The organism is Ruegeria sp. B10 (assembly GCF_056539825.1).
Genome location: NZ_JBQFVP010000008.1, coordinates 78,941 through 102,897, shown reverse-complemented (window position 1 = coordinate 102,897; position 23,957 = coordinate 78,941). Strand labels below are relative to the sequence as shown.

Sequence of the window (23,957 nt, the reverse complement as noted above, 5' to 3'; positions counted from 1 at the left end):
TCATGACTGAAACCAAACGCGTCGTTCTTTCCAGCGACCACGCCGCCATCGACCTGCGCCAGACCCTTGCCGCACATATCGCCCAAGCCGGGTGGGAGGTCGTCGATATCGGCCCCACCACGCCTGAAAGCACGCACTACCCACTGCACGGCAAGGCTGCGGCCGAACGCGTTGCCTCGGGCGATTGCAATCTGGGTATTCTGCTGTGTGGCACGGGTCAGGGGATCATGATGGCCGCAAACAAGGTTCCAGGTATCCGTTGTGGCGTTTGCTCGGACACGTTTTCGGCCCGGATGATCCGCCAGCACAATAACGCCAACATGCTGTCGATCGGCGCACGGGTCATTGGCGAAGGTCAGGCGCTCGACATCGTGGATGCGTTTCTGGCGGCTGAGTTCGAAGGCGGCCGCCACGCAACACGCGTGGACATGATCGAAGACTGACCAAAGCACTGGCCCGCATGGGCTGCGGGCCATGGCACCGGCCTTAGGAGATATCCCAATCATCCTCATGGGCAACTTCACCAATAGCCGTCCATGAGGCGCGGATACGCGCGATCTTCGTGTCGGACCATGTTCGAAACACAGCCGTGAACCCTTCGGCCGTGATCTCTTCGGCCTGCACCTCGGCGCGCAGAGCCGAGGAAGTATCCACATCCCACAAAGACACTCCGATCTGGATCAACGGAGCTGACCGGAACGACTGGCTGAATTTCACCGGGGAACGACGCTCACGCGGGCCGTTGCCTGTCCACATGTCGCCGCCGTTGGAAAAGTCTGAGAACAGAACCGTCTCGCCTTGGTCAATACCTATAGGATGGGTGCGAAAAGTCTTCATATTATTATGTCTTTAACTCGTAATTACCGGAACTTATTCCACAGTTATCTCACAATCACGACAAAAAAACGGCCCCGCAAAAGCGAGGCCGTTCAATTCTTCTGCAGGTGAACCTGTTACAGGCTCATATGCGTTCCAAGGGCTTCCATATCGGCCAGCAGCTTGGCGGCTTCGTCGACGATGGACTGATCATCGCCTTCCTTGGCCGCATCATGCGAGGCACGCGCGTCGGCGATCAAGTCATCGAGATGCGACCGGGTCACTTCGGCAACCGGAATGGCCTTTTCGGCCAGAACCGACAGGCCATCACCGTTGATCTGAGCAAACCCGCCGGTCACCAGATATTCACTGGTGCCTTCGGGCGCGTCGACCTTCAGGATGCCCGGGCGCAGCGTCGTGATCGTAGGGGCATGATCGGGCATTGCCGTCATGTCCCCGTCCGCGCCGGGTAGCTGGACCGCGGTGGCCGCGAGCGAAGCGAGGCTCCGCTCGGGGCTGACGAGGTCGAATTGCATTGTGTTTGCCATCAGGGATACTCCTTAGGCGGCTTCTGCGGCCATCTTCTCCGCTTTGGCGATCACTTCGTCGATGCCGCCAACCATCAGAAAGGCCGCTTCGGGCAGGTGATCGTATTCGCCAGCCACAACAGCTTTGAACGATGCGATGGTCACGTCCAGAGGAACCTGAACGCCGGGCGAACCGGTGAAGACTTCGGCAACATCGAACGGCTGCGACAGGAAGCGCTCGATCTTTCGGGCACGGGCAACGGTCAGTTTGTCTTCTTCCGACAGTTCGTCCATGCCGAGGATGGCGATGATGTCCTGCAGCGACTTGTAGCGCTGGAGGATCTGCTGAACGTCGGTCGCAACCGCGTAGTGCTCTTCACCAACGATGGCCGGGTCCAGCAGACGCGACGACGAGTCGAGCGGGTCAACAGCCGGGTAGATACCCTTTTCCGAGATCGCACGGTTAAGAACGGTGGTCGCATCCAAGTGAGCAAACGAGGTGGCCGGCGCGGGGTCGGTAAGGTCGTCCGCAGGAACGTAGATCGCCTGCACCGAGGTGATCGAGCCCGACTTGGTCGAGGTGATGCGTTCTTGCAGAGCACCCATGTCGGTCGCCAGTGTCGGCTGGTAGCCCACCGCCGAAGGAATACGACCCAGCAGAGCCGAAACCTCGGAGCCCGCTTGCGTAAAGCGGAAGATGTTATCGACGAAGAACAGAACGTCGGTACCGGACTGGTCGCGGAACTGCTCGGCCAGGGTCAGACCGGTCAGAGCAACACGCGCACGCGCACCCGGAGGTTCGTTCATCTGACCGTAAACCAGAGCAACCTGCGATTCCGACAGGTTGTCCGGCTTAATAACGTTCGATTCGATCATCTCGTGGTACAGGTCGTTCCCTTCACGGGTCCGTTCACCAACGCCCGCGAACACCGAGAAACCCGAGTGCACTTTTGCGATGTTGTTGATCAGTTCCATGATCAGAACGGTTTTACCAACTCCGGCGCCGCCGAACAGGCCGATCTTACCGCCTTTGGCGTAGGGGGCCAGCAGGTCAACAACCTTGATGCCGGTGACCAGGATTTCCGACTCGGTCGACTGTTCGTCGAACTCGGGTGCGGGCTGGTGGATTGCGCGGGCTTCAGTTGCTTCAACCGGGCCTTTTTCGTCAATCGGTTCGCCAACAACGTTCAGGATGCGGCCCAGAGTCGCGTTACCAACCGGAACCGAGATCGGTGCGCCAGTGTCGGTTACAACTTCGCCGCGGACCAGACCTTCGGTCGCGTCCATCGCGATGGTACGGACGGTGTTTTCACCCAGGTGCTGAGCAACTTCCAACACCAGGCGCTTGCCGTTGTTGGTGGTTTCCAGCGCGTTCAGAATTTCAGGCAACTGATCTTCGAACTGCACGTCGACGACGGCCCCGATGATCTGTGTGACTTTGCCTTTTGCATTCGCCATGTTTCGTCTCCGGTTTTCTTACAGCGCTTCGGCGCCGGAAATAATTTCAATCAGCTCGTTGGTGATCACGGCCTGACGCGAGCGGTTGAACTGAATCGTCAGCTTGTCGATCATCTCACCCGCGTTGCGTGTCGCGTTATCCATCGCGGACATCCGTGCACCCTGTTCAGACGCTCCGTTTTCGAGCAGAGCCGAGAAGATCGCGGTCGCAACCCCCTTGGGCAGCAGGTCGGCCAGAATGGCCTCTTCGCTGGGCTCGTAGTCGAAGATTGCACCGCTGTCGTCACCTGCCGCTTCGTCTTCGAACGAGGCGGGGATAACCTGCTGTGCCGTCGGGATCTGGGTCACAACGTTGACGAACTTCGAGTAGAAGATCGTGGCAACATCGAACTCACCCGCATCGAAGCGAGACAGGACGTCCTTCGCGATGTCTTGCGCATTGGTGTAGCCAATACGTTTGACTTCGCTCAGGTCGACATGACCTACGAACAAATCGCCCAGATCGCGCTTGAGCGCGTCGCGGCCTTTTTTGCCAACGGTCAGAACTTTGACCGTTTTGCCTTTGCCGCGCAGCTCTTCAGCTTTGGCGCGGGCCAGCTTGGCGATGTTCGCGTTGAAGCCGCCACACAGGCCGCGTTCAGCTGTCATCACAACCAGCAGATGGACATCATCACTGCCCGTACCACGGAGCAGCTTGGGGGCGCTGTCGCTACCCCCGACCGAAGCCGCCAACCCCGCCATCACGGCATTGAACCGCTCGGCATAGGGGCGCGAGGCTTCGGCAGATTCCTGGGCGCGGCGCAGTTTTGCGGCCGCGACCATCTGCATGGCCTTGGTGATCTTGCGGGTCGATTTGACCGACTCGATCCTGTTTTTAAGGTCCTTCAGACTAGGCATCGGAACCTCCTATCAAGCGAAGGTCGCGGCAAATTCGTCGATCGCTGCCTTGATCTTGTCGGACGCGTCACCTTTGATCTTGGGATCTTCGTCGGTGAGCCATGTCAGCAGGTCAGCGTGCTTACCGCGCAGGTGCGCCAGCAGACCGGCCTCATAGCGGCCAACATCCGATACGTCGATCTTGTCGAGGTAACCGTTGGTACCAGCGAAGATGACGCAGACGATTTCCGCGTTGGTCAGCGGCGAGTACTGCGGCTGTTTCATCAGCTCGGTCAGACGCGCACCACGGTTCAGCAGCTGCTGGGTTGCGGCGTCGAGGTCCGAACCAAACTGCGCAAACGCAGCCATTTCGCGGTACTGAGCCAGTTCCAGTTTAACCGGACCAGCAACCGATTTCATCGCGTTGGTCTGAGCCGAGGAGCCCACACGCGAAACCGACAGACCGGTGTTCACAGCAGGACGGATACCTTGGTAGAACAGTTCGGTTTCCAGGAAGATCTGACCGTCGGTGATCGAAATCACGTTGGTCGGAATAAACGCCGAAACGTCACCACCCTGCGTTTCGATAACCGGCAGAGCGGTCAGCGAGCCTGCACCGAAATCTTCGTTCAGCTTCGCCGAACGTTCCAGCAGACGGGAGTGGAGGTAGAAAACGTCACCCGGATAGGCTTCACGTCCGGGCGGACGGCGCAGCAGCAGCGACATCTGACGATAGGACACAGCCTGTTTCGACAGGTCATCATAGATGATCAGAGCATGGCGGCCATTGTCGCGGAAGTATTCAGCCATCGCGGTCGCCGAGTATGGCGCCAGGAACTGCATCGGCGCCGGGTCGGACGCGGTTGCGGCAACAACGATCGAGTATTCAATCGCGCCGGACTCTTCCAGTTTCTTCACCAGCTGTGCAACGGTCGAACGCTTCTGACCAACAGCCACGTAAATGCAGTACAGTTTCTTCGACTCGTCGTCGCCTGCTGCGTCGTTGTAAACTTTCTGGTTCAGGATGGTGTCTAGGGCCACAGCGGTTTTACCGGTCTGACGGTCACCAATGATCAGTTCCCGCTGGCCGCGGCCGATCGGGATCATCGCGTCAACCGATTTCAGGCCGGTTGCCATCGGCTCGTGCACCGATTTACGCGGGATGATGCCGGGGGCTTTAACGTCTGCAACGCCACGCTTGGTTGCGTTGATCGGGCCTTTGCCGTCCAGCGGGTTGCCCAGACCGTCAACAACGCGGCCCAGCAGCTCGTCACCGATCGGAACGTCCACGATCGAGTTGGTGCGCTTAACAGTGTCACCTTCTTTGATATCACGGTCAGAACCGAAGATAACGACACCAACGTTGTCGCTTTCCAGGTTCAGCGCCATGCCCATGATGCCACCGGGGAATTCGACCATTTCACCCGCTTGCACGTTGTCCAGGCCGTATACACGGGCAATCCCGTCACCGACGCTCAGCACGCGGCCGATCTCGGCCACTTCGGCTTCCTGACCAAAATTCTTGATCTGGTCCTTCAGGATTGCAGAAATCTCTGCAGCTTGGATTCCCATTTATCCGACCTCTTTCATTGCATTCTGTAGGGAGTTCAGCTTCGAACGGATCGAACTATCGATCATTTTCGAGCCCACTTTAACGACAAGACCGCCGATGAGGCTTTCATCCACGGTCGCATTGATAGTCACGGTCTTGCCCACACGCTCGGACAGCGTCTTGGACAGTTTTTCCATTTGCGTCTTGGTCAGCGCCTTGGCCGAGGCGACATCGGCGGTCACTTCGCCGCGCTCTTCGGCCAGCATATCGCGCAGGACTTGCACCAGCTGCGGCACCACAAACAGGCGACGCTTCTGTGCCATCAGACCCAGCGTGTTGCGCAGGATGGCGTTCAGGCCCATCTTGTCAGCAACAGCGGCAATGGCGTTTTCCTGTTCGGCGCGGGAAACCAGCGGAGATGCGATCAGGTCGCGCAGATCGGCGCTTTCGCCCAGTGCTGCTGCAAGATCATTGATGCCGGATTCCAGACCTGCAAGGTCTTTGTTCTCTTTTGCGATCTCGAAAATCGCGGTGGCATAGCGCTCGGCGATGCCTGTGGAAATCGAAGCTGGTTCGGACACGTCCACCCTTCCGATACTTAGGCCCCGAAAACCGCGCGCGCAGCCAACCCGGGGGCGTGAAGATACCCCGTCCTTGAAGGGCGGGGATCAAAATCACCGGGGATGTATCAGAGGTGCTTCCACCAAGCAATACGCGATAGCGGTAACTGAATTATCCACAAAACGTTAGTTTTCATAGGCTTAACCCAAGTGCGACCGTTTGGACCCCTTGGCGCAGTTGAAAAATGTTACTGATTTGCAGGTTTTTGCGATTCCTGTGACCTTTTTCCCGCATTTTTTCCCAATGACTGCGCGGAATCGTCACGCCGGCTTCAGCAAACCGTCCAGCGCCTTGATCGGACGTTTCACCTTGTCCTTGGTGACCGTACCGCTTGGCGGGCGGATCAGCTTGCTGACCTCAACCATTAGCACGCCTCCGGCCATAATGGTGGGAATACGCTGGCCGGTTTTTTCGATCAGGCTACCCGATTTTAGCCAGAACCGTCGGAACGAGGGCGGCAGATACAGCGCGGAACAGTGGTTTTCAGGCACGAAATGATGACTGCGCAGAAGGTTCTCAAGTTGCGTGGCCGAATATGGGTGACCAAATCCGAACGGTGTCCGGTCGGATCGCGACCACAGCCCCGCCCGGTTCGGCACTACAAAAAGCGCCCTCCCCCCCGGCCCCAACACGCGCCAGCATTCCTCAAGCACCTTGCTGGGCTGTTCCGAGGTCTCAAGCCCGTGCATCACCACCAGCTTGTCCACGTGGCCCGTCTCAATCGGCCAGAGCGTTTCTTCGGTCAGGACGGACACATTGGGCATCCCGGCAGGCCAGGGCATCACCCCCTGAGGGCCGGGCATCAAACCGATAACCCGCCGCGCATCGGCGAGGTAGGGCCGCAGAAGAGGGACCGCAAAGCCAAATCCGGCCACCGTCTGGCCCTTCGCCTCGGGCCAGAGGTCGATCAGCCGACCACGAATCGCAGCCTGCGCCGCACGGCCCAGCGTGCTGCGATAGTAGAAATTCCTCAGATCCTGCACATCAAGATGCATTGCGGACACCCGGTCAATCGGCTTAGCTGAGGCGCAGTCTAGCAACGAAAGGGCAAAAGGCCATGCCTCTTGAGATCGTAACCATCCCATGTCTCAGCGATAATTACGCGTTTCTTGCGCATGATGCCCAGAGCGGCGCGACCGCGCTGATCGACGCACCCGAAGCCGGGCCCATCCTGGCCGAGTTGGAGGCGCGCGGCTGGGCCCTCAGCCATGTCTTGCTGACCCATCACCACTGGGATCACGTCGATGGGCTGCCCGGAATTCTTGAAAAACACCCGGCCAAGGTGATCGGAGCAGCAGCTGATGCACACCGCCTGCCCCCGCTCGACCAACAAGTCAGCGACGGTGAGAACTTTGAGATCGCAGGTGAGCCAGTTCAGGTAATAGATGTCTCGGGGCACACTTTGGGTCACGTCGCCTATTACATGCCGCAAAGTGCCGCTGTCTTCACTGCGGATAGCCTGATGGCGCTGGGATGCGGGCGCTTATTCGAAGGCACGCCAGAGCAGATGTGGCGCTCCCTCAGCAAGCTTGCGGCGCTGCCAGATGACACGCTGGTCTGTTCGGGCCACGAGTACACCCAGTCTAACGCCAAATTCGCCGTCACCGTCGACCCAACCAACACGGCGCTACAACAGCGCGTCGTCGATATCGACCGCGCGCGGGCCGCAGGGCAGCCCACGGTGCCGTCGAAACTGAGCCTGGAAAAGGCAACCAACCCGTTCCTGCGCGCCGATGATCCGGCGATTCTAGCCCATTTGGGCATGGAAGGCGCGGACCCGGTTGCTGTTTTTGCCGAGATCAGGGGTAGAAAAGACAATTTCTGATGCCTATTTGACCATCCTCACGGCCACTCTCACAACAAATGTGACTGTCAAGTGAAAGAAAACCCTTGAAGCCGGGCGTCGATCAACCAAACTCTAATAGTATGAGGACATGGTTGGGATGGGGATCCGGCCGCAAGCCTGCCCCCTTCTGACCCAAGACAGAGGAGCACCCGCGTGCCTTCATTCTCGAGCACTTTGGAACAAGCCATTCACGCAGCTCTGGCAGCGGCGAATGAACGGCGACATGAGTTTGCTACGTTAGAGCATCTACTACTGGCGCTATTGGAAGAGCCTGACGCAATCCGGGTCATGAAAGCCTGCAGCGTCGATCTGGACGAATTGCGCAGCACATTGGTCGAATTCATTGATGAGGATCTGTCGAACCTCGTCACCGATATCGACGGGTCCGAGGCCGTACCAACGGCAGCATTCCAGCGCGTCATCCAGCGCGCGGCCATTCACGTGCAAAGCTCGGGCCGGACTGAGGTCACAGGCGCGAACGTACTGGTCGCCATCTTCGCCGAACGCGAAAGCAACGCCGCTTATTTCCTGCAGGAACAGGACATGACCCGGTATGACGCGGTCAATTTCATTGCGCACGGCGTCGCGAAAGACCCGGCCTATGGCGAAAGCCGCTCAGTTTCGGGCGCGGATCAGGTCGAAGATGAAGTGCAGGCCACCGCCAGCGACGAAGATCAAAAAGAAAGCGCCCTGGGCAAATATTGCGTCGATCTGAACGCCAAATCGCGCGCAGGCGATGTGGACCCGCTGATCGGTCGCGCCGATGAGGTCGAGCGCTGCATTCAGGTGCTGTGCCGCCGGCGCAAGAACAACCCGCTGTTAGTAGGCGACCCCGGCGTGGGCAAGACGGCGATTGCCGAAGGTCTGGCGCATAAGATCGTTGCTGGCGAAGCCCCGGATGTACTTTCGAACACCACCATTTACTCGCTCGACATGGGCGCTCTGCTGGCCGGAACCCGCTACCGCGGCGATTTCGAAGAACGTCTCAAGGCGGTCGTGACCGAGTTGGAAGATCACCCAGATGCGGTGCTGTTCATCGACGAAATCCACACCGTGATTGGTGCCGGAGCGACCTCAGGCGGGGCCATGGACGCGTCCAACCTGCTGAAGCCTGCGCTTCAGGGCGGCAAGCTGCGCACCATGGGGTCGACCACCTACAAAGAATTCCGTCAGCATTTCGAAAAAGACCGCGCGCTCAGCCGTCGGTTCCAGAAGATCGACGTGAACGAGCCTTCGGTCGAAGACAGCGTGAAGATCCTGCGCGGTCTGAAGCCCTATTTCGAAGAGCATCACGCCATCAAATACACCGCGGATGCGATCAAAACCGCTGTGGAACTGTCGGCGCGCTATATCAATGACCGCAAATTGCCGGATAAGGCGATCGACGTCATCGACGAAGCCGGGGCCGCGCAGCATTTGCTGGCCGAAAGCAAGCGCCGCAAGACAATCGGTGTGAAGGAGATTGAGGCCGTTGTCGCCAAGATCGCCCGTATCCCGCCGAAGAACGTCACCAAAGACGATGCAGTGGTTCTGAAAGACCTCGAAGCCTCTCTCAAGCGTGTGGTCTTTGGTCAGGATGACGCCATTGTGGCCTTGGCCAGCGCGATCAAACTGGCGCGCGCCGGACTGCGGGAGCCTGAAAAGCCCATCGGAAACTACCTATTTGCCGGTCCGACCGGTGTGGGTAAGACCGAGGTGGCGAAACAGCTGGCCGACAATCTGGGCGTGGAACTGCTGCGCTTTGACATGTCGGAATACATGGAGAAACACGCGGTCAGCCGTCTGATCGGTGCACCTCCGGGCTATGTCGGGTTTGATCAGGGCGGTCTGTTGACCGATGGCGTCGACCAGCATCCTCACTGCGTCTTGCTGTTGGATGAGATCGAGAAAGCGCACCCGGATGTGTTCAACATCCTGCTGCAGGTCATGGACCATGGCGAGCTGACCGATCACAACGGCCGTACGGTGAACTTCCGCAACGTGGTCCTGATCATGACCTCGAATGCGGGCGCGCAGGAACAGGCAAAGGCCGCGATCGGCTTTGGCCGCGACCGTCGCGAGGGCGAAGATACCGCCGCGATCGAGCGGACCTTTACGCCGGAATTCCGCAACCGTCTGGACGCGGTGATCTCGTTCGCGCCGCTACCGAAAGAGATCATCCTGCAGGTGGTAGAAAAGTTCGTTCTGCAGCTTGAGGCTCAACTTCTGGATCGCGGCGTGACCATCGACCTGACGCCCAAAGCTGCCGCATGGCTGGCCGACAAAGGCTATGACGACAAGATGGGCGCGCGCCCTCTGGGCCGCGTGATACAGGAACACATCAAAAAGCCTCTGGCAGAGGAGTTGCTGTTTGGCAAACTCGCCAAGGGCGGTGTTGTTCGTGTCTCGGTCAAGAAAGGCGATCTGCACTTGGATATCCTCGGCCCCGATCAGCCGCGCATTCCGGGCAACAAGCCTCCGCTTTTGACGGCGGATTGATCGCAGTTCAACGAATCAGAAAAACCCTCCAGTGTTTGGCGGGTTTTTTCATGTCGAAAACCCTTGTGGTCAAAGTCCGTTTGTCACAGCCCAGTTTGGATTTGACGCGCTGAAGCAGTATTGGCGACGGCCCATTTTCCCCGAACCGCCCAATAGCCGGATAGCAGGCTGGACGCATAGCGCATTCCTAGCTGACCTTGAAACAACGCCGACAGCACAGCGATGCTCAGATCGCGGGCTTTACGCAGCCTCCCCGCTTTGGTCGGCCTAAAGTACTCAAAATCGATGAACCTGATCTGCTGCCCGTCCCAGCACATATCGCGAAAGGCAGGGCGGCCATGGGCAATATCTGACGCATGAAGCCGCGCCAAGGCCCGGCCTGCGGCGCGACAGGCTGTTTGTTTTTTGAAAAGCTTACGGGAACGATCACCGCAAAACCGGGTCAGGCTGAGACCCGCATCCTCGACGGCGATGAAATCCGAACCCTCGGCCAAGATGCGCGGCACCGGCACGCCTTTGTTCCACAAATAGCGATGCGACGTCCGATCCCTGGCAAACGCCGCCTGAGGGCAGCCTTTGACCAGCCAGAGAAGGGGTGCAAAGCGCTCAACCCGTTTAAGCCAGAACTTGTCTCCGCCCGCGGTCTGGCACAACACCACCCGTCGGTATGAAGCTCGCAAAACCGTTTCAACCGTTTGGTACAGGTCTGCTACCCTATGGGCCACGCGCGTCTCCTCTCAACCTATGACAGTAATCTAGGTTTGAGGTGGGTGTGTTTCATCGGGTGCAGGCGGCAAATCCAGATCGCAAAGGCGGTTTTTCGCCACGCGAGGGGTTTAGCGCTCGGTCAATTTCAACTCAATTCGCCGGTTCTGTGCTCGCGCCTCGGGCGTGTCTTCCGGGTTGACAGGCTGGAACTCTCCGAACCCGTTGGCGGCCAAGCGATTGGGTGGAATGCCCAGCGCTTCGACCATATAGCGCACGACGGAGAGCGCCCGCCCCTGGCTCAGTTCCCAGTTGTCGCGATACCGGCCCGACCCGGCCAAGGGCACGTTGTCGGTGTGGCCATCCACCCGGATCACCCAGTTCAAACCTTCCGGGATTTCGGCAGCAACTGTGCGGAGGATCTCAGCGACCTTTGCGACCTCTTGCCGGCCTTCCAGCGACAATACGGCAGAGCCTGTGGCAAACAGTACCTCAGAGGAAAACACGAACCTGTCGCCTTCAATCCGCACACCATCCTGATCGCCCAACACGTCACGGAGGCGGCCGAAGAATTCCGACCGATAGCGCTGCAAATCCTCGGCCTGCGCCGCGAGTTCCTCATTCTGTCCGGCCAGTGCTTCGGCCTCAGCCTCAAGGCGTTGACGCTCGGCCTCTTCCAGCAGGCGGCGGCGGCGTTCCTCGGATGCGGCGCGGGCCAGAGCCGCATTCAGGTCTTGCCCCAGTGACTGGATTTGAATTTCGGCGGCCGTATTGCGGTCCTCGTAGTCATCCAGCAGCGCCTGCAACGATCCCAACTGCCCGCGCAATGCTGCGATTTGCTGGTTCAACAAAGCGGCCTCGCGCTGCGCCTTTTCTGAGACCGCCTGTTCCGCCGAAAGCGTCTCGCGGGCCACGGCCAGCAACGCATCGCGCTGTTCGGCCAGGGAACGCTGGGATGCTGCGTCTTCCTGCGCCTCGGCCTGCGCTGCCAGAGCGGCCTCCAATTGGGCTTCCAGCTCTTCCGCATTCAACTCACCAAACTGTCGTTCCAGTTCTGCGCGGGCTGCATTTGCTGCGGCCAAAAGGGTCAGGGTATCCTCAGCCTCCTTGCGCTGCGCCTCAAGCGCTAGGGTCATGGCGGTCAGTTCCGCATCAGCGTTCTGCAGGCGATCCCTAAGAGCTTCGGCAGCGGCGGCCTCTGCCAGCCTGCCAGCCTCTTCTGCACTTAGCTGATCTTCGAGTTGAGCAATCTGCGCCGCGCGTTCCTCACCGCTTTGTTCCAAATCTGCGACCAGAGCCTCCAGCGCCTCACGGCGGGCTGCAGCAAGGCGGGCGGCTTCGGCTTGGGCGTCGATTTCTTCGCGGCTTTGCGCCAAGGCCTGATTCAGGCTTTCGCGTTCGCCCAAAAGATCCGCCCGTTGCGTCTCAAGCGCCGCAATCGCGTCTTGCGCCCGCGCCTGGTCAGCCAACAGCGCCGCAACCTGAGCCTCAAATCCGGTAATCTGGCTTTGCGCCTCAGCCAGACTATCTTCCGTTTCGGTCAGTGTGGCATTCAAGGCCCCCAACCGCGCTTGCAGGCGGCTATTCTCACGCTCTTCCAACCCTAAAGCACCAGCCAGCGCAGCAACTTCATCCGCGAGGGTCGTCAGCTCATCCTCCTGACCCGAGATCGTCTCACGCAGCACGAATTGGATGACCATGAAGATGGTCAGCACGAAGGTCAGAACCATCAACAGACCCGTCATCGCATCGACGAAACCGGGCCAGACAGAGCCCTGGAACCGTTGACCGGTGCGGCGGGAGAGGGCCATGGGTTATTCCCCCTCGTGCGTGGTTCGAACCGCGCCGCGTGGCAGGGTCAGAGCCTTCACTAGCAGTTCGATATCCTTGCGGAATTCGTTCATGCTGTCCTGACGACCGGCGGAGATCTCTTCGAGGATGCGCAGCAACTGAACATCCATCGACCGCAGGCGCATCCGACTTTCTGCATCGATGCCCTCGCCCGCCCCGTGTTCGCGCATGTGATCCAGCAAGGCGTCCTGCCCCAAAGCAACACGCTCCAACGCGGCGGCAACGCCTTCGTTGTCCGCCTGACGCTGGTTCATCTGCCCGATGACAGTGACCAATTGACCAAGCTTGTTGGACACGTCGGCCCGCTCTTCCTCCTGAGCCGAGAACAGATCCTGTAGCGCGTTCATTTGATCCGACATTGCGTCCAGAACGGGCGCCAGAACGGCGACCTCAGCCCCACCGTCCTCGCCTGAGGCGAATCCGACCCGGGTGATGCCCGACAGCCATTCCTCAAGCTCGCGGTAGAAACGGTTCTGTCCGTGGCCGGCGAAGACCTCCAACAAGCCCACAATCAATGACCCGGCAAGGCCCAGCAAGGAGGAGCCAAACGCAACGCCCATCCCCTGCAGCTGCGCCTCGAGGCCCGTCATCAAACGGTTGAAGACGGCCAGCCCCTCTTCCCCTTCTTGCGGGTTCAGGCTGCGGATGGTGTCGACAATTGCGGGCACCGTGGTAGCGAGGCCAAAGAACGTGCCCAAGAGGCCTAGATAGATCAGAACGTTGGTGATGTAGCGCGTGATCTCACGCTCTTCTTCTACCCGTTCCGCCACCGAATCCAGAATGGACCGGGTCGAGGTGGAACTGATCTGCGACCGCGCACCGCGTTCCCGCAGCAGCGAGGCCAATGGCGCAAGCAATTGAGGGGTGCGCGCATCCTCATGCACCACGCCGCCCACAAAGGCCTCGATCCAGCGAACCGAGCCGATCAGCTGCGCGACCTGATAGAAACAGGCAAACACGCCGATGATGAACACCAGCAAGATGAAGCCGTTCAGATAGGGATTCGCAAAGAAGACCGGCAGCACATAGGGCAGCGCAAGAAACACCCCGAGGCCCGACAGGCCGATTGCGATCAGCATCAGAAGAATCTGCCTGATCGGTTGCGAGAAATGCGGTCTCGCGCCCTGTTGTGCCTGCGCCATGCGCGTTATTCCTGGTTCTGCCTGCTCTGGCCTGAATCTAGCGAAAAGACGCCGATTACGCCAAGGGTTTATGCGGTGATGCTGCGCACCCGTTGCGACAACCACTCAAGATCGGGATCGTGCAGGCCGATCTCGGCCAGATGCTCGGTGGTGTTATACAGATATTCAGTGTTGGGACCGCGCCCGCCAACGGCATGAGCGATGATCTGCGCCTGTTCTTCCAAGGGCATGCCGCCGCAATATTGAACGTGATCTGCATCAATAACATAGGTCACGGCATTTACGACCTCACCATTGTCCAAATGCACGTCCAGCATCTTTTCGACATAGGCCGACGAAATCAGCTCGCGCTCACGCAGTTCGTGTAGGGTGCGGTCCTCATGCCCAGCTTCCACGGCCAGCGCCAAACCTTTGCACTGCGCCTCAGGCTGTTCGTCCAAAGCCAGCACAAGGCCGGGGTGGTCCTCGGTGCCGCGATGGTGGATCGAACTCATGCAGAAAGAGCGCGCATATCCGTGCAGCATCGCAAGCTCGGTGCGTGCCACGGGAAAGCCCGGGTTCCACAGTAGCGATCCATATCCGAAAACCCACATCGTCATTGCTCTGGTCCTTGCCCGTTTGGGCCTATAAACATCAAATCCGAGGCAGGAAAAAGGGCCAATGCTCATGCGTCGCCTGATACGAGTGTTCATTTTTATCGCCATCGCATGGAGCGCCTATTGGTTTGTCGCAGGCTATGGTCTGCGCAATGCGATCACCAGCTGGTTCGATGCCCAGCAGGCGCGCGGCTGGCAGGCCGAATTCTCGGGCGTTGAAACGGCGGGCTACCCGACACATCACACCACCCGTCTGAACAACCCGGCGCTGGCCGATCCGGTCAACGGCACCGCCTGGAGCGCCGATTGGATCGAGTTTCAAAGCCCCGCAATCTGGCCCGGTCGTCAAACCCTGAGCTTTGCCGATACGCCTCAGCGCCTATCCTATTTCGACCAGACCGCGACGATCGAGGCCAAGGCTTTGCAAGCCGAGTTGGAACTACAACCCGGTGTCGCATTGGTGCTTGAGAAGATGGCACTGACGGCTGGCCCTTGGCTGATCAGCGAAGAGAATGAGGCGCTGGCGGGCGGTGGCACCCTCAGCGTCATCATGGAGCAAACCACTGCGCCCGAAGCCTATGCCGTCACGGCACAAATTGACGGGTTCACCCCCGGTGAAGACTTGCGTGCGCTGATGCAATCCGCGACCTCGCTTCCCCAGCGGTTCGAGACGTTGCAGTTGGATATGTTGACCACTTTCGACAAGCCTTGGGACCGAACCGCGCTAGAGGACAGCCGCCCTCAGCCCGTCGCCATCGACCTGAACCTGGCCGAGGTCAAATGGGGCGAGTTGCGCCTGTTTGCCGCCGGTGAGCTGGAGGTAGACTCGCAGGGTATCCCGACCGGAGAGATTGCGATAAAGGCCGAGAATTGGCGTGACATGATCGCGATGGCGAATGCAGCCGGTGCCCTGCCCGATCAAGCCGTTGATCCGGTGACCCGCGCGCTCAACTTTCTGGCCGGACTGGGCGGCAACCCGAACGCGCTGGACCTGCAATTGAATTTTCGCGACGGGTTCGTGGCTCTGGGGCCGCTCCCTCTTGGCCCAGCCCCACGTCTGATCCTGCGTTAACGGCAATAGGACCCGGTGCGATACCGCGCCGTATCCAGATGAAAATGGTCCCGATGATACCTGTCTGAATTGGGTCCCAACACGGTGCCAAACGGCCCGCAGGCCCCGCGCCAGATCTTCTTGAGTTGCTTTTGCGAGGGGTTCTTGCGCCATCCGTTCAGGACGGTCACGACCTCTCCGTCCGCCATGACAAAGCCGGAAATATCGATGGCGCGGCCCTTGCCATGCTCAGAGACTCGCGCGCCTTTCTGGTTGTTACGCGTGCGGCAAGCATAGTGCGCGGCAACCTGCAGCTGCACCACAGGACCACGGCGTTTGAACGTGGGCTTGACGGTTTTGTCGACCCATTTGTTCAGCGCAATGGCTGTCCCGCAATCCATCGTCGAGGCTCGACTGAGCGTCACACCTGAGACCGAGGTGATCTGAACCGCATCCTTGACCCCGCAGGCCTTCGTTTTGCTGGAGACACGCCCGACTGGTTTGCCCTGTATCGCGATGTCACCGCAAACCGACCCCTTGCGCAGCTTGCGCTTTTTGAACAGCACTTCCTGCTCCAGAGATTTGGGTCTGAGGTAGGGCATCAAAGAGGTATCAGGCCCCAGCAGCGGCAAATCCGCTGGGCGCGCTGCTACAGCGATAAGCTGAGGCGACTCGGGCCGTGTTTCGGGGCGCAGGTTCGGAATGGTCAGAGGCGTCGCGGCCCGGCTGGAGATCGCGACGATGCCAGCAGTTTCGACGGCTGCGCCAGGGCGCGCAATTGGATACAGCGATTGCTCGGGCGCGGCGGCTTGGGTGGATGTAGCCCAAAGCGCGGCCACAAACGCGTATCGCAAAACCTGTTTCATGACCCTGCCTTCCCCCGGCCAAAGTCCGGCGCGTCGGTATCCTGACCCGCATCAATAATCCCACGCCGGATAGCGCGGGTGCGGGTGAAATAGTCGAACAAATGCTCTCCGTCCCCGGTGCGGATCGCACGCTGCAGGGCGAACAGTTCTTCGGTGAAGCGGCCCAAAATCTCAAGCGTCGCGTCCTTGTTGGTCAGGAACACGTCGCGCCACATGGTTGGGTCCGAGGCCGCAATGCGGGTGAAATCCCGAAAGCCCGCAGCCGAATACTTGATGACCTCGCTATCGGTCACCCGCCGCAGGTCATCGGCAACACCGACCATCGTATAGGCAATCAGGTGCGGCGCATGAGAGGTCACGGCCAGAACCAGATCATGATGGTCCGCGTCCATCTCATCGACATTGGCTCCCATGCCTTCCCACAAGGACCGCAACTGGGCGATGGCCTCGGGGTCCGATCCTTCGACCGGCACAAGTAGACACCAGCGATTGTCAAAAAGCTCGGCGAACCCGGCCTCAGGCCCCGAATGCTCGGTCCCGGCCAAAGGGTGCGCCGGGATGAAATGAACGCCTTCAGGGATATGAGGCGAAACGGCCTCGATCACGCTGCGTTTGACCGAGCCGACATCCGTCACCGTTGCCCCCGGCTTCAGCATTGGGGCGATGTCCTGCGCGACCGCGCCCATCGCGCCGACCGGCACACAGAGGACGACCAGATCCGCACCCTCGACCGCCTCTTGCGCGGTGTCGCAAACCCAGTCACACAAGCCGATCCTGCGGGCTGTGTCGCGGGTAACCTCAGAGCGTGCGTAGCCGGTGACTTCACCAGCTAGACCTGCGCGTTTGATGGCCCAGAACATGGAGGAGGCGATCAGGCCCAGCCCGATCAGCGCAACACGGTCGTAAATCTGGCTCATGCTGCGCCCTCTTTGAATGCGGTGATGGCCGCGACGACACGGCGACAGGCTTCTTCATCGCCCACGGTAATCCGCAACGCGTTTGGCAGGTTGTAGCCCGCAACGCGCCGCACAATCAAACCCTGCGACTTGAGGTAGTCATCGCAAGCCTCAGCCTCGGCCTGACCGGCAAAGCGCGCGAGGATGAAGTTGGTATAAGACGGGTCGGACGGGACACCGATCTTGGCCAGCTCATCCGACAACCACACCCTAAGGCGCGCGTTCTCAGCCTGACAGAAGGACAGGAATTCGACATCATTCACAGCCGCTTCGGCCGCAGCCAGCGCGGTCAAAGACAGGTTGAACGGTTGGCGCACCCGGTTCAGCACGTCGATGATCGACTGATGCGCATAACCCCAGCCCACGCGCATTCCGCCCAGCCCATAAACCTTTGAGAAGGTCCGGGTCATGATGACGTTCTCATGGTCATCCACAAGAGACGCCCCGCCATCGAACCCGTCGACAAACTCGGCATAGGCCCCGTCGATTACCATCAGACAACTATCCGGCAGACCTTGCGCCAAACGCTCAAGTTCATGCTGCGAGATCATGGTTGAGGTTGGATTGCCGGGGTTGGTAACAAACACGATCCGCGTCTGCGCTGTAATGGCTGCCAAAATGGCATCCACATCGACCTTGCGCTCGCGCTCGGCCACCATGACCGGCGTGGCGCCCGCCATCCGTGCGATGATCGGATACATGGAAAACCCATGTTCCGTATAGATCACCTCATCCCCCGGCCCTGCATAGGCCTGAGCGATGAATTGCAGCACTTCGTCACTGCCCACACCGCATATGATCCGCGCCGGGTCCAGACCGTGACGAGCGCCCACCGCTTTGCGCAGGCTGGCGTGGTCGGTGCTGGGATAGCGATGCAAGGTGGCGGCGCTGTCGCGCACCGCCTCAATCGCTTTGGGGCTTGGACCAAACGGGTTTTCGTTGGAGCTCAGCTTGATCACATGCTCAACACCCGCCACATGCGACTGGCCGCCTTGATACAGCGCGATGTCCATAATGCCGGGTTGAGGGGTAATCTTTATCATGAGAGGCTCCGTTTATTGGGCCTCTCATACCTGTCTCAACGCTTTCAGAAAAGCAGCAATTCCATCATGCGGCTTTGAAGCGCGCAGTCGCCGGGTCGGCATTGTAGAACGGCACGAATTCTTCGGTCCGGCGGGACAGGTCATTGACGCTGTCGATTATGAACTGGACCGTTTCCTCGCGCATCAGATACGAGAAGTTCAGGCGCACCCATCCGGGTTTCTTCATCTCCTCACCCGCGGACAGAGCGGCGTGCAGCTCCTCTGACGCGGCTCGATCTATGCCCAGGAGCCGATGTGCGTAAGGCCCGGCACAGGCGCACCCTCCGCGCGCCTGAATGCCGTATATATCGCTGAGCATCCGCGTGAACAGTTGCTGATGCACCGGTTGCCCTGCGTTGTCGCGCACTAGGAAGGAAAAGATCGGCAGGCGATGTGCATTTTCCATCCCCAGCAAGGTCAGGTTCGGATTGTCCTTCCATCCATCCAGCGCCATTTGGTTATATTGCGCCTCGCGGCGGGCGATCTCATCCGTTCCGACGACATCCTTGACGATGAAGGCGAGCGCGGCGCGGATATCACCGATCACATTGGGCGTTCCCGCCTCCTCACGCGTTGACAGGTTTTCGCTATAGTCGTGGCGCCAGGGCGAGACGAAACTCACCGTCCCTCCGCCCGGCCAGCTGGGGCAACGACGCTGTACAACACTCTGGTTCACGACCAGTACGCCCGACGCCCCCGGCCCGCCCGGAAACTTGTGCGGAGACACCACGATCGCATCTTTGCGCGCATCTGCGGGCCCCATGTCCATCGGCAGGTAAGGCCCGCCCCCGGCATAGTCCCAAACGGCCAGAGCGCCATGTGACTTGAGCAAACGCGTCACTGGATCGGGATCGGTGATAATCCCCGTCACATTGGACGCAGCCGAAAATGACCCGACTAACAGATCCGCATCAGCGTAAGTGTTCAGCGCCTCCTGCAGCGCGCGCAGATCAACACCCCCTTCAGTCGCTTCCGGAATCTCAACCACCAGAGCCTTGCTTTCGCGCCATGGCAAGATGTTCGAGTGATGCTCATAAGGACCGATTAGGACAACCGGTTGATCAGCTTCTGCCACCCCGAGCAGACTGACCAACCGGTTGAGCCCCGCCGTGGCACCGGACCCGGTAAAGATCACCGCGTCTTCTCCCCTCGCGCCAACAAGGCGGGCTATCTCGTCACGCGCTTCGCGACGCAGACGGGTCATGTAAGACCCGCAGAAGGAGGCCTCGGTGTGGCTGTTGGCATAAAATGGCAACACATGATCGGCCACAAAGTCTTCGACCTGTCGCAACGCGCGACCCGAAGCAACGTAATCCGCATAGACAAGCGGCACGTCCCCCTGCAGACCCGGGATCAGAACATTCTCTCCGATCAGCCCGTCGCGCAGGTGGGAATTGTGAGTGGTGGAACAGAGATCCGCACGAAATTTGGACAGGGTCATAGCATTGGCTCCTTACTGTAAGTCCAATGTGATCCATCCGAAGTGTGGAAACATTATCGTTCTTTGCGTAGAAATCATAAATTTTGTGTCATATGATTAGGTATGAGCCAAAATTTAGATCAAATAGACACTCACATCCTGAGAGAACTTCAAAAAGACGCCACCCTTTCGCAGCGCGAGCTGGCCGATCGGGTCGGGCTGTCCCAGAACGCGTGTTGGCGCAGGTTGAAAGCGCTGAACGAAAACGGGGTTCTGATCGGGTCAACTGCGCGCATCGCGCGCGAGACTTTGGGGCTGAACCTCGTTGTCTTCGTCATGCTGCGCACCCGACATCATTCAGCCGAGTGGCTGCAGGCGTTTCGCCGCCATGTTCTGACCATTCCCGAGGTTGTGGATTTCCATCGGATCGGCGGTGACTATGACTATCAACTGAAAGTCGTGACCCAGGATATGGCCTCATATGACAAAGTCTACCAACGCCTGATCGAGAAGGTCGAACTGGACAGCGTGACCTCATATTTTGCGATGGAAGCGATCGCCGAAGGGCGACCACTTCCGATCTGAACTCAGGCCAAACCAAGCATCGCCTTCATGCCGCCGATAAAAGTTGCGTCATCCAGAGCCTTGCGGTTGTCCAGGTACTCAACGGCATCTTCGCCGGCACGATAGCGCAAAGTGTCAGTGTCGTCCGTCACCGCGGTCAAAATGACATCGGCGACAACACTTGGCGGCGACGTTCGCGCTGCCATTTCTTCCGAGCCCCACGTGCTGAACAAGGCCTGCACGACAGGTTGATACTCGGCCATGCTCTCGTCATTGACGAAATCAAACGAGCGGCCACCAAAATCGGTGGCAATCAGACCAGGCTCGACAATCTTGACCTTGATACCAGCCGCAGCAAGCTCGTAGTGCAGCGACTCTGATAGGCCTTCAACCGCGAATTTTGTGCCATGGTAGAGCGTTCCGAGGGGGAAGGTAATTTGTCCACCAATGGACGAGATATTGACGATACAGCCCGAACCATTTGCGCGCATATGCGGTAGAACGGCTTTCGTCACAGCCAACAGACCAATCACATTGGTATCGAATTGCCGCCGGATACGCTCCATCGGGAAAGCTTCGAGCGGGCCGTACGCGCCGTATCCCGCGTTGTTCAAAAGAACGTCAATCTGACCAAAGCGTTTAATCCCATCGGCAACTGCGGCTGCAATTGAACCCTCGTCGGTGACGTCAAGACGTGTGACCAGAACATTCTCAAGTTGCGTAAGCTCAGCTTCCTTGCTGGGGTTGCGCATGGTGGCAATGACATTCCAGCCCTGCCTATGAAACAGCTCAGCCGTAACTCTGCCAATACCCGATGAAGCGCCAGTTATGAGGATAGTCTGTGCCATGGTCATTCTCCGCAATTGTTAGCCTGACCACTAGATAAGTTAGAAAACTGCGATACGCCTGCCGAATTCTCCTCAATATCTGCCTAATTCTCTGGCCGTCAGGATTCTAGCTAGCACTGACCTCTTGCGCAAAATATGCTGAATGAGGCAGTGGGGACACCATGACACAACATGATTTAGTTGAAAAAATCTGCGAGACTGTGAGTGGACAAGCGGAGGACGCTGCTTTCTACCCCACTTCACTGGACGGTTTCGGACTGCTTCATGATGTCAAGACGAAGTCAGTCGAGGCCCAGGTGTATGAACCTATTGTCTGCCTAGTTCTACAGGGGAAGAAAGAAACACGTATTGGCGATCGCCTTGTTCACTTCGGTGCAGGCGACTCTCTGATCGTCAGCCATTCACTTCCGGTTTTGGCCGCTGTCACCGAAGCAAGTCGGGAAAAGCCCTATGTCGGTCTCGTATTCTCGTTGGACTTGTCCATCTTACGTGGTCTCTACGACTCTGTCGGCTCAGAACCTACTGAAATCGAAACAGTCCAAAGCCTTGCCGCATCAAAAGCCTCGCCCGATCTGATTGACGCCATGGCTCGCCTGTTTCACGCCAGTCAAAACCCTACGGACGCAAAAATTCTCGCACCGATGATCAGCCGTGAAATCCACTACCGACTCCTACAAGCAGATCACGGTGGCATGTTACGGCAAATGCTATGGCGCGACAGTGCCGCCAGCCGTATCGCGCGCGCAATAGACATCATTCGCGCGGATTTTCGAACAGCCCTGCCCGTCTGCGATCTGGCACAAAGCGCTGGGATGAGCGTTTCTGCCTTTCACGCCCATTTCAAAACGGTAACAGCCACCTCGCCGCTACAATACCAAAAAGACCTTAGGCTACTGGAAGCCCGAAGGCTTTTGTCGCACGGTTCGCTGAGTGTATCGCAGGCGGCTTTTGAGGTTGGCTATGAAAGCCCGACCCAGTTTAGTCGGGAATACTCGCGCAAATTCGGAGTGCCGCCTCGTCAGGACATCGGGTCAAAATGCATAGCTTAGAAACTAAAAAGGGCGCGCTGAAAGCGCGGCCTTTGTAATCTCGGGTACTAGCGAAGATTAGTTCTTCGCGTAGAATTCGACAACCAGGTTCGGTTCCATCATGACCGGGTAAGGCACATCGCTCAGGCCCGGTGCGCGTACGAAGGTCGCGGTCATTTTCGAGTGGTCGGCGTCGATGTAGTCAGGCACATCGCGCTCGGCCAGAGCAACAGCTTCCAGAACAACAGCCAGTTGCTTGGACTTGTCACGTACTTCAATTACGTCGCCTTCTTTGACACGGTAGGACGGGATGTTGACCCGCTTGCCGTTCACTTTGACGTGGCCGTGGTTCACGAACTGACGTGCAGCAAAAACAGTCGGTACGAACTTGGCACGGTAGACAACGGCGTCCAGACGGCGCTCCAGCAGACCGATCAGGTTTTCACCGGTGTCGCCTTTTACACGCTCAGCTTCGGCGTAGATGCGACGGAATTGCTTCTCAGTCAGGTCGCCATAGTAGCCTTTCAGCTTCTGCTTGGCGCGCAGCTGCAGACCGAAGTCCGACAGTTTGCCCTTGCGGCGCTGGCCGTGCTGTCCGGGGCCATATTCACGACGGTTGACCGGGGATTTCGGACGACCCCAGATGTTTTCGCCCATCCGGCGGTCGATTTTGTACTTGGCAGACGTGCGTTTGGTCACGGCTGATCTCCTTTAAAGTGGCATTTCAGCTTGATCCGAAAACCGGTTCCCACTTTTCGGGCCGAAATAGCGTCTCCGCTCGGACCGGGCAGTTCCAGTTCAGACCAGGCGTGGTGCCGGGTTGTAAAGGGCGTTGTCCTCTTGAGGTTTCCCCCATGACAGGCATCCCCTTGCGGGGGCCACCAACACCAATGAAGCCGCGCTTATATCTGCAGAACTGTCAGAGTCAACACGTCCCGACGGCCCTGCTCAAATTTCTTGAAGGGTTTTTAGGCCAGCGGGTTCAACGCCAGCCAGGTAACCAAACCTATGAAAAGTAACCCGGCGCGGATTTTCCTGGAAAGGCCACCACCTTTGCGGTTGGCTGCGGTACACTCTGCAGGTCGGCACCGGCATGTGTTACTTCGCTGATCCAGAAATCCTGATCCCGAGGCGGACAGCCAGTGTTGAACACCAGAGTCGGCCATTGTTCGTCATCTTCTACGATCAAATCTGCCGCAAAGCGTTGCGCCCCATTGGTCAATGTGACCGTACCGCAATACTCGCCCGAGATATCTTGCGGGGCTGAGAACACGTCGCGGGTGCGCATAGCGGTAGAACCCATATGTCCCAGTTGCTCAAGACTTTGTTCTGCCTCTTCGCCCAACACCAGAGCCTGACCACGCCAAGACCAAGCGGACCCGACCGCCAAAAAGGCCAAAGGCGCTGCCTCAAGCCCATCAAGCTCAGTTTGATTCCATAAAATGGCTACACGACCGTTATATCCGGCTCTCATATACCTGCTCGCACTTATCAACACCCCACCCAGTACTCAACCCGCTTTATCAGGGGAGATTCCGGCGGAAAAGAGACAGAATTTGAGCAATCACATGAATGTTGCCGAATAGAATCAACTATCCGTGATCGAACCTGTGCTATCCAAACTTCCCGAAGCGCGTATTGGGGCGATAAGTATCTGAAATCAATGCAAATATT

24 protein-coding genes are annotated in these 23,957 nt (G+C 58.6%); 6 read left to right on the top strand and 18 right to left on the bottom strand.

From position 1 onward, the window contains the following. Positions 1 to 2 precede the first annotated feature (2 nt). A complete protein-coding gene (gene rpiB, locus ACR0J4_RS12575) occupies positions 3 to 443 on the top strand; it encodes a ribose 5-phosphate isomerase B (RefSeq protein WP_170643150.1) in 441 nt (146 codons plus the stop codon). 43 nt (positions 444 to 486) lie between these two features. Here rpiB and ACR0J4_RS12570 read toward each other — a convergent pair whose 3' ends face one another. The 7 genes from ACR0J4_RS12570 to ACR0J4_RS12540 form a co-directional block, all read right to left on the bottom strand. Continuing rightward, the gene (locus ACR0J4_RS12570) at positions 487 to 837 is read right to left on the bottom strand and encodes an H-type lectin domain-containing protein (RefSeq protein ID WP_170374626.1); all 351 of its coding nucleotides are present in this window, start codon (positions 835 to 837) and stop codon (positions 487 to 489) included. Positions 838 to 953: 116 nt separating this feature from the next. Then, on the bottom strand, positions 954 to 1,364 hold the full coding sequence (locus ACR0J4_RS12565; RefSeq protein WP_170374624.1) for a F0F1 ATP synthase subunit epsilon: 411 nt from the start codon (positions 1,362 to 1,364) through the stop codon (positions 954 to 956). A gap of 12 nt (positions 1,365 to 1,376) precedes the next feature. Then, on the bottom strand, positions 1,377 to 2,801 hold the full coding sequence (gene atpD / locus ACR0J4_RS12560) for a F0F1 ATP synthase subunit beta (RefSeq protein WP_170460468.1): 1,425 nt from the start codon (positions 2,799 to 2,801) through the stop codon (positions 1,377 to 1,379). Positions 2,802 to 2,819: 18 nt separating this feature from the next. Then, a complete protein-coding gene (locus ACR0J4_RS12555) occupies positions 2,820 to 3,698 on the bottom strand; it encodes a F0F1 ATP synthase subunit gamma (protein WP_170374620.1) in 879 nt (292 codons plus the stop codon). Positions 3,699 to 3,710: 12 nt separating this feature from the next. Then, positions 3,711 to 5,249, bottom strand: a complete 1,539-nt coding sequence (gene atpA / locus ACR0J4_RS12550; RefSeq protein WP_170643151.1) for a F0F1 ATP synthase subunit alpha — start codon at positions 5,247 to 5,249, stop codon at positions 3,711 to 3,713. Continuing rightward, positions 5,250 to 5,810, bottom strand: a complete 561-nt coding sequence (locus tag ACR0J4_RS12545) for a F0F1 ATP synthase subunit delta (protein WP_170374616.1) — start codon at positions 5,808 to 5,810, stop codon at positions 5,250 to 5,252. Between the two features lie 300 nt (positions 5,811 to 6,110). Then, positions 6,111 to 6,845, bottom strand: coding sequence for a class I SAM-dependent methyltransferase (locus ACR0J4_RS12540; protein ID WP_170374614.1), 735 nt, complete (start codon positions 6,843 to 6,845; stop codon positions 6,111 to 6,113). 62 nt (positions 6,846 to 6,907) lie between these two features. Here ACR0J4_RS12540 and gloB point away from each other — a divergent pair, with 62 nt between their 5' ends. Next, the gene (gloB, locus tag ACR0J4_RS12535; protein ID WP_170643152.1) at positions 6,908 to 7,675 is read left to right on the top strand and encodes a hydroxyacylglutathione hydrolase; all 768 of its coding nucleotides are present in this window, start codon (positions 6,908 to 6,910) and stop codon (positions 7,673 to 7,675) included. Between the two features lie 174 nt (positions 7,676 to 7,849). Then, positions 7,850 to 10,174: an ATP-dependent Clp protease ATP-binding subunit ClpA gene (clpA, locus tag ACR0J4_RS12530; RefSeq protein WP_170643153.1), complete on the top strand. Its 2,325-nt coding sequence runs from the start codon at positions 7,850 to 7,852 to the stop codon at positions 10,172 to 10,174. Positions 10,175 to 10,257: 83 nt separating this feature from the next. Here clpA and ACR0J4_RS12525 read toward each other — a convergent pair whose 3' ends face one another. The 4 genes from ACR0J4_RS12525 to ACR0J4_RS12510 all read right to left on the bottom strand — a co-directional run bounded on the left by ACR0J4_RS12525 (position 10,258) and on the right by ACR0J4_RS12510 (position 14,471). After that, the gene (locus ACR0J4_RS12525; protein ID WP_170747274.1) at positions 10,258 to 10,899 is read right to left on the bottom strand and encodes a protein kinase family protein; all 642 of its coding nucleotides are present in this window, start codon (positions 10,897 to 10,899) and stop codon (positions 10,258 to 10,260) included. 111 nt (positions 10,900 to 11,010) lie between these two features. After that, complete coding sequence (locus ACR0J4_RS12520; protein WP_170643155.1) at positions 11,011 to 12,690, bottom strand: peptidoglycan -binding protein; 1,680 nt, start codon at positions 12,688 to 12,690, stop codon at positions 11,011 to 11,013. A gap of 3 nt (positions 12,691 to 12,693) precedes the next feature. Then, positions 12,694 to 13,872, bottom strand: coding sequence for a biopolymer transporter ExbB (locus ACR0J4_RS12515; RefSeq protein WP_170374604.1), 1,179 nt, complete (start codon positions 13,870 to 13,872; stop codon positions 12,694 to 12,696). A gap of 68 nt (positions 13,873 to 13,940) precedes the next feature. Continuing rightward, complete coding sequence (locus ACR0J4_RS12510) at positions 13,941 to 14,471, bottom strand: gamma-glutamylcyclotransferase (RefSeq protein ID WP_170643156.1); 531 nt, start codon at positions 14,469 to 14,471, stop codon at positions 13,941 to 13,943. Positions 14,472 to 14,538: 67 nt separating this feature from the next. On the opposite strand from ACR0J4_RS12510, the gene ACR0J4_RS12505 reads away from it, so the two are divergent. Continuing rightward, a complete protein-coding gene (locus ACR0J4_RS12505; RefSeq protein WP_170643157.1) occupies positions 14,539 to 15,540 on the top strand; it encodes a DUF2125 domain-containing protein in 1,002 nt (333 codons plus the stop codon). On the opposite strand, the gene ACR0J4_RS12500 is transcribed toward ACR0J4_RS12505, so the two are convergent. The 4 genes from ACR0J4_RS12500 to ACR0J4_RS12485 form a co-directional block, all read right to left on the bottom strand. Beyond that, positions 15,537 to 16,385: an extensin family protein gene (locus ACR0J4_RS12500; RefSeq protein ID WP_170555875.1), complete on the bottom strand. Its 849-nt coding sequence runs from the start codon at positions 16,383 to 16,385 to the stop codon at positions 15,537 to 15,539. The two genes, ACR0J4_RS12505 and ACR0J4_RS12500, sit on opposite strands and share 4 nt — an antisense overlap. Then, positions 16,382 to 17,302 carry a prephenate/arogenate dehydrogenase family protein gene (locus tag ACR0J4_RS12495; RefSeq protein ID WP_170555876.1) on the bottom strand — a complete coding sequence of 307 codons (921 nt, stop codon included), beginning with the start codon at positions 17,300 to 17,302 and terminating at the stop codon, positions 16,382 to 16,384. The genes ACR0J4_RS12500 and ACR0J4_RS12495 overlap by 4 nt, the downstream gene beginning before the upstream one ends. After that, on the bottom strand, positions 17,299 to 18,384 hold the full coding sequence (gene hisC, locus ACR0J4_RS12490; protein ID WP_170555877.1) for a histidinol-phosphate transaminase: 1,086 nt from the start codon (positions 18,382 to 18,384) through the stop codon (positions 17,299 to 17,301). Before hisC ends, ACR0J4_RS12495 begins: the two co-directional genes overlap by 4 nt. 64 nt (positions 18,385 to 18,448) lie before the next feature. Further along, a complete protein-coding gene (locus ACR0J4_RS12485; RefSeq protein WP_170374592.1) occupies positions 18,449 to 19,864 on the bottom strand; it encodes an aminotransferase class V-fold PLP-dependent enzyme in 1,416 nt (471 codons plus the stop codon). A gap of 102 nt (positions 19,865 to 19,966) precedes the next feature. On the opposite strand from ACR0J4_RS12485, the gene ACR0J4_RS12480 reads away from it, so the two are divergent. Further along, the gene (locus tag ACR0J4_RS12480; protein WP_170374590.1) at positions 19,967 to 20,428 is read left to right on the top strand and encodes an Lrp/AsnC family transcriptional regulator; all 462 of its coding nucleotides are present in this window, start codon (positions 19,967 to 19,969) and stop codon (positions 20,426 to 20,428) included. Positions 20,429 to 20,430: 2 nt separating this feature from the next. On the opposite strand, the gene ACR0J4_RS12475 is transcribed toward ACR0J4_RS12480, so the two are convergent. After that, on the bottom strand, positions 20,431 to 21,255 hold the full coding sequence (locus ACR0J4_RS12475) for an SDR family oxidoreductase (RefSeq protein WP_170374588.1): 825 nt from the start codon (positions 21,253 to 21,255) through the stop codon (positions 20,431 to 20,433). Between the two features lie 161 nt (positions 21,256 to 21,416). Between ACR0J4_RS12475 and ACR0J4_RS12470 the strand changes: the two genes are divergently transcribed. Next, positions 21,417 to 22,304 (top strand): AraC family transcriptional regulator, encoded by an 888-nt coding sequence (locus ACR0J4_RS12470; RefSeq protein ID WP_170374586.1) that lies wholly within the window; start codon positions 21,417 to 21,419, stop codon positions 22,302 to 22,304. 57 nt (positions 22,305 to 22,361) lie between these two features. Here the strand turns inward: ACR0J4_RS12470 and rpsD are convergent, their stop codons facing one another. Both rpsD and ACR0J4_RS12460 read right to left on the bottom strand, forming a co-directional pair. Then, a complete protein-coding gene (gene rpsD / locus ACR0J4_RS12465; RefSeq protein WP_170374584.1) occupies positions 22,362 to 22,982 on the bottom strand; it encodes a 30S ribosomal protein S4 in 621 nt (206 codons plus the stop codon). A gap of 307 nt (positions 22,983 to 23,289) precedes the next feature. Then, on the bottom strand, positions 23,290 to 23,757 hold the full coding sequence (locus ACR0J4_RS12460) for a hypothetical protein (RefSeq protein ID WP_170643158.1): 468 nt from the start codon (positions 23,755 to 23,757) through the stop codon (positions 23,290 to 23,292). Positions 23,758 to 23,957: the final 200 nt, after the last annotated feature.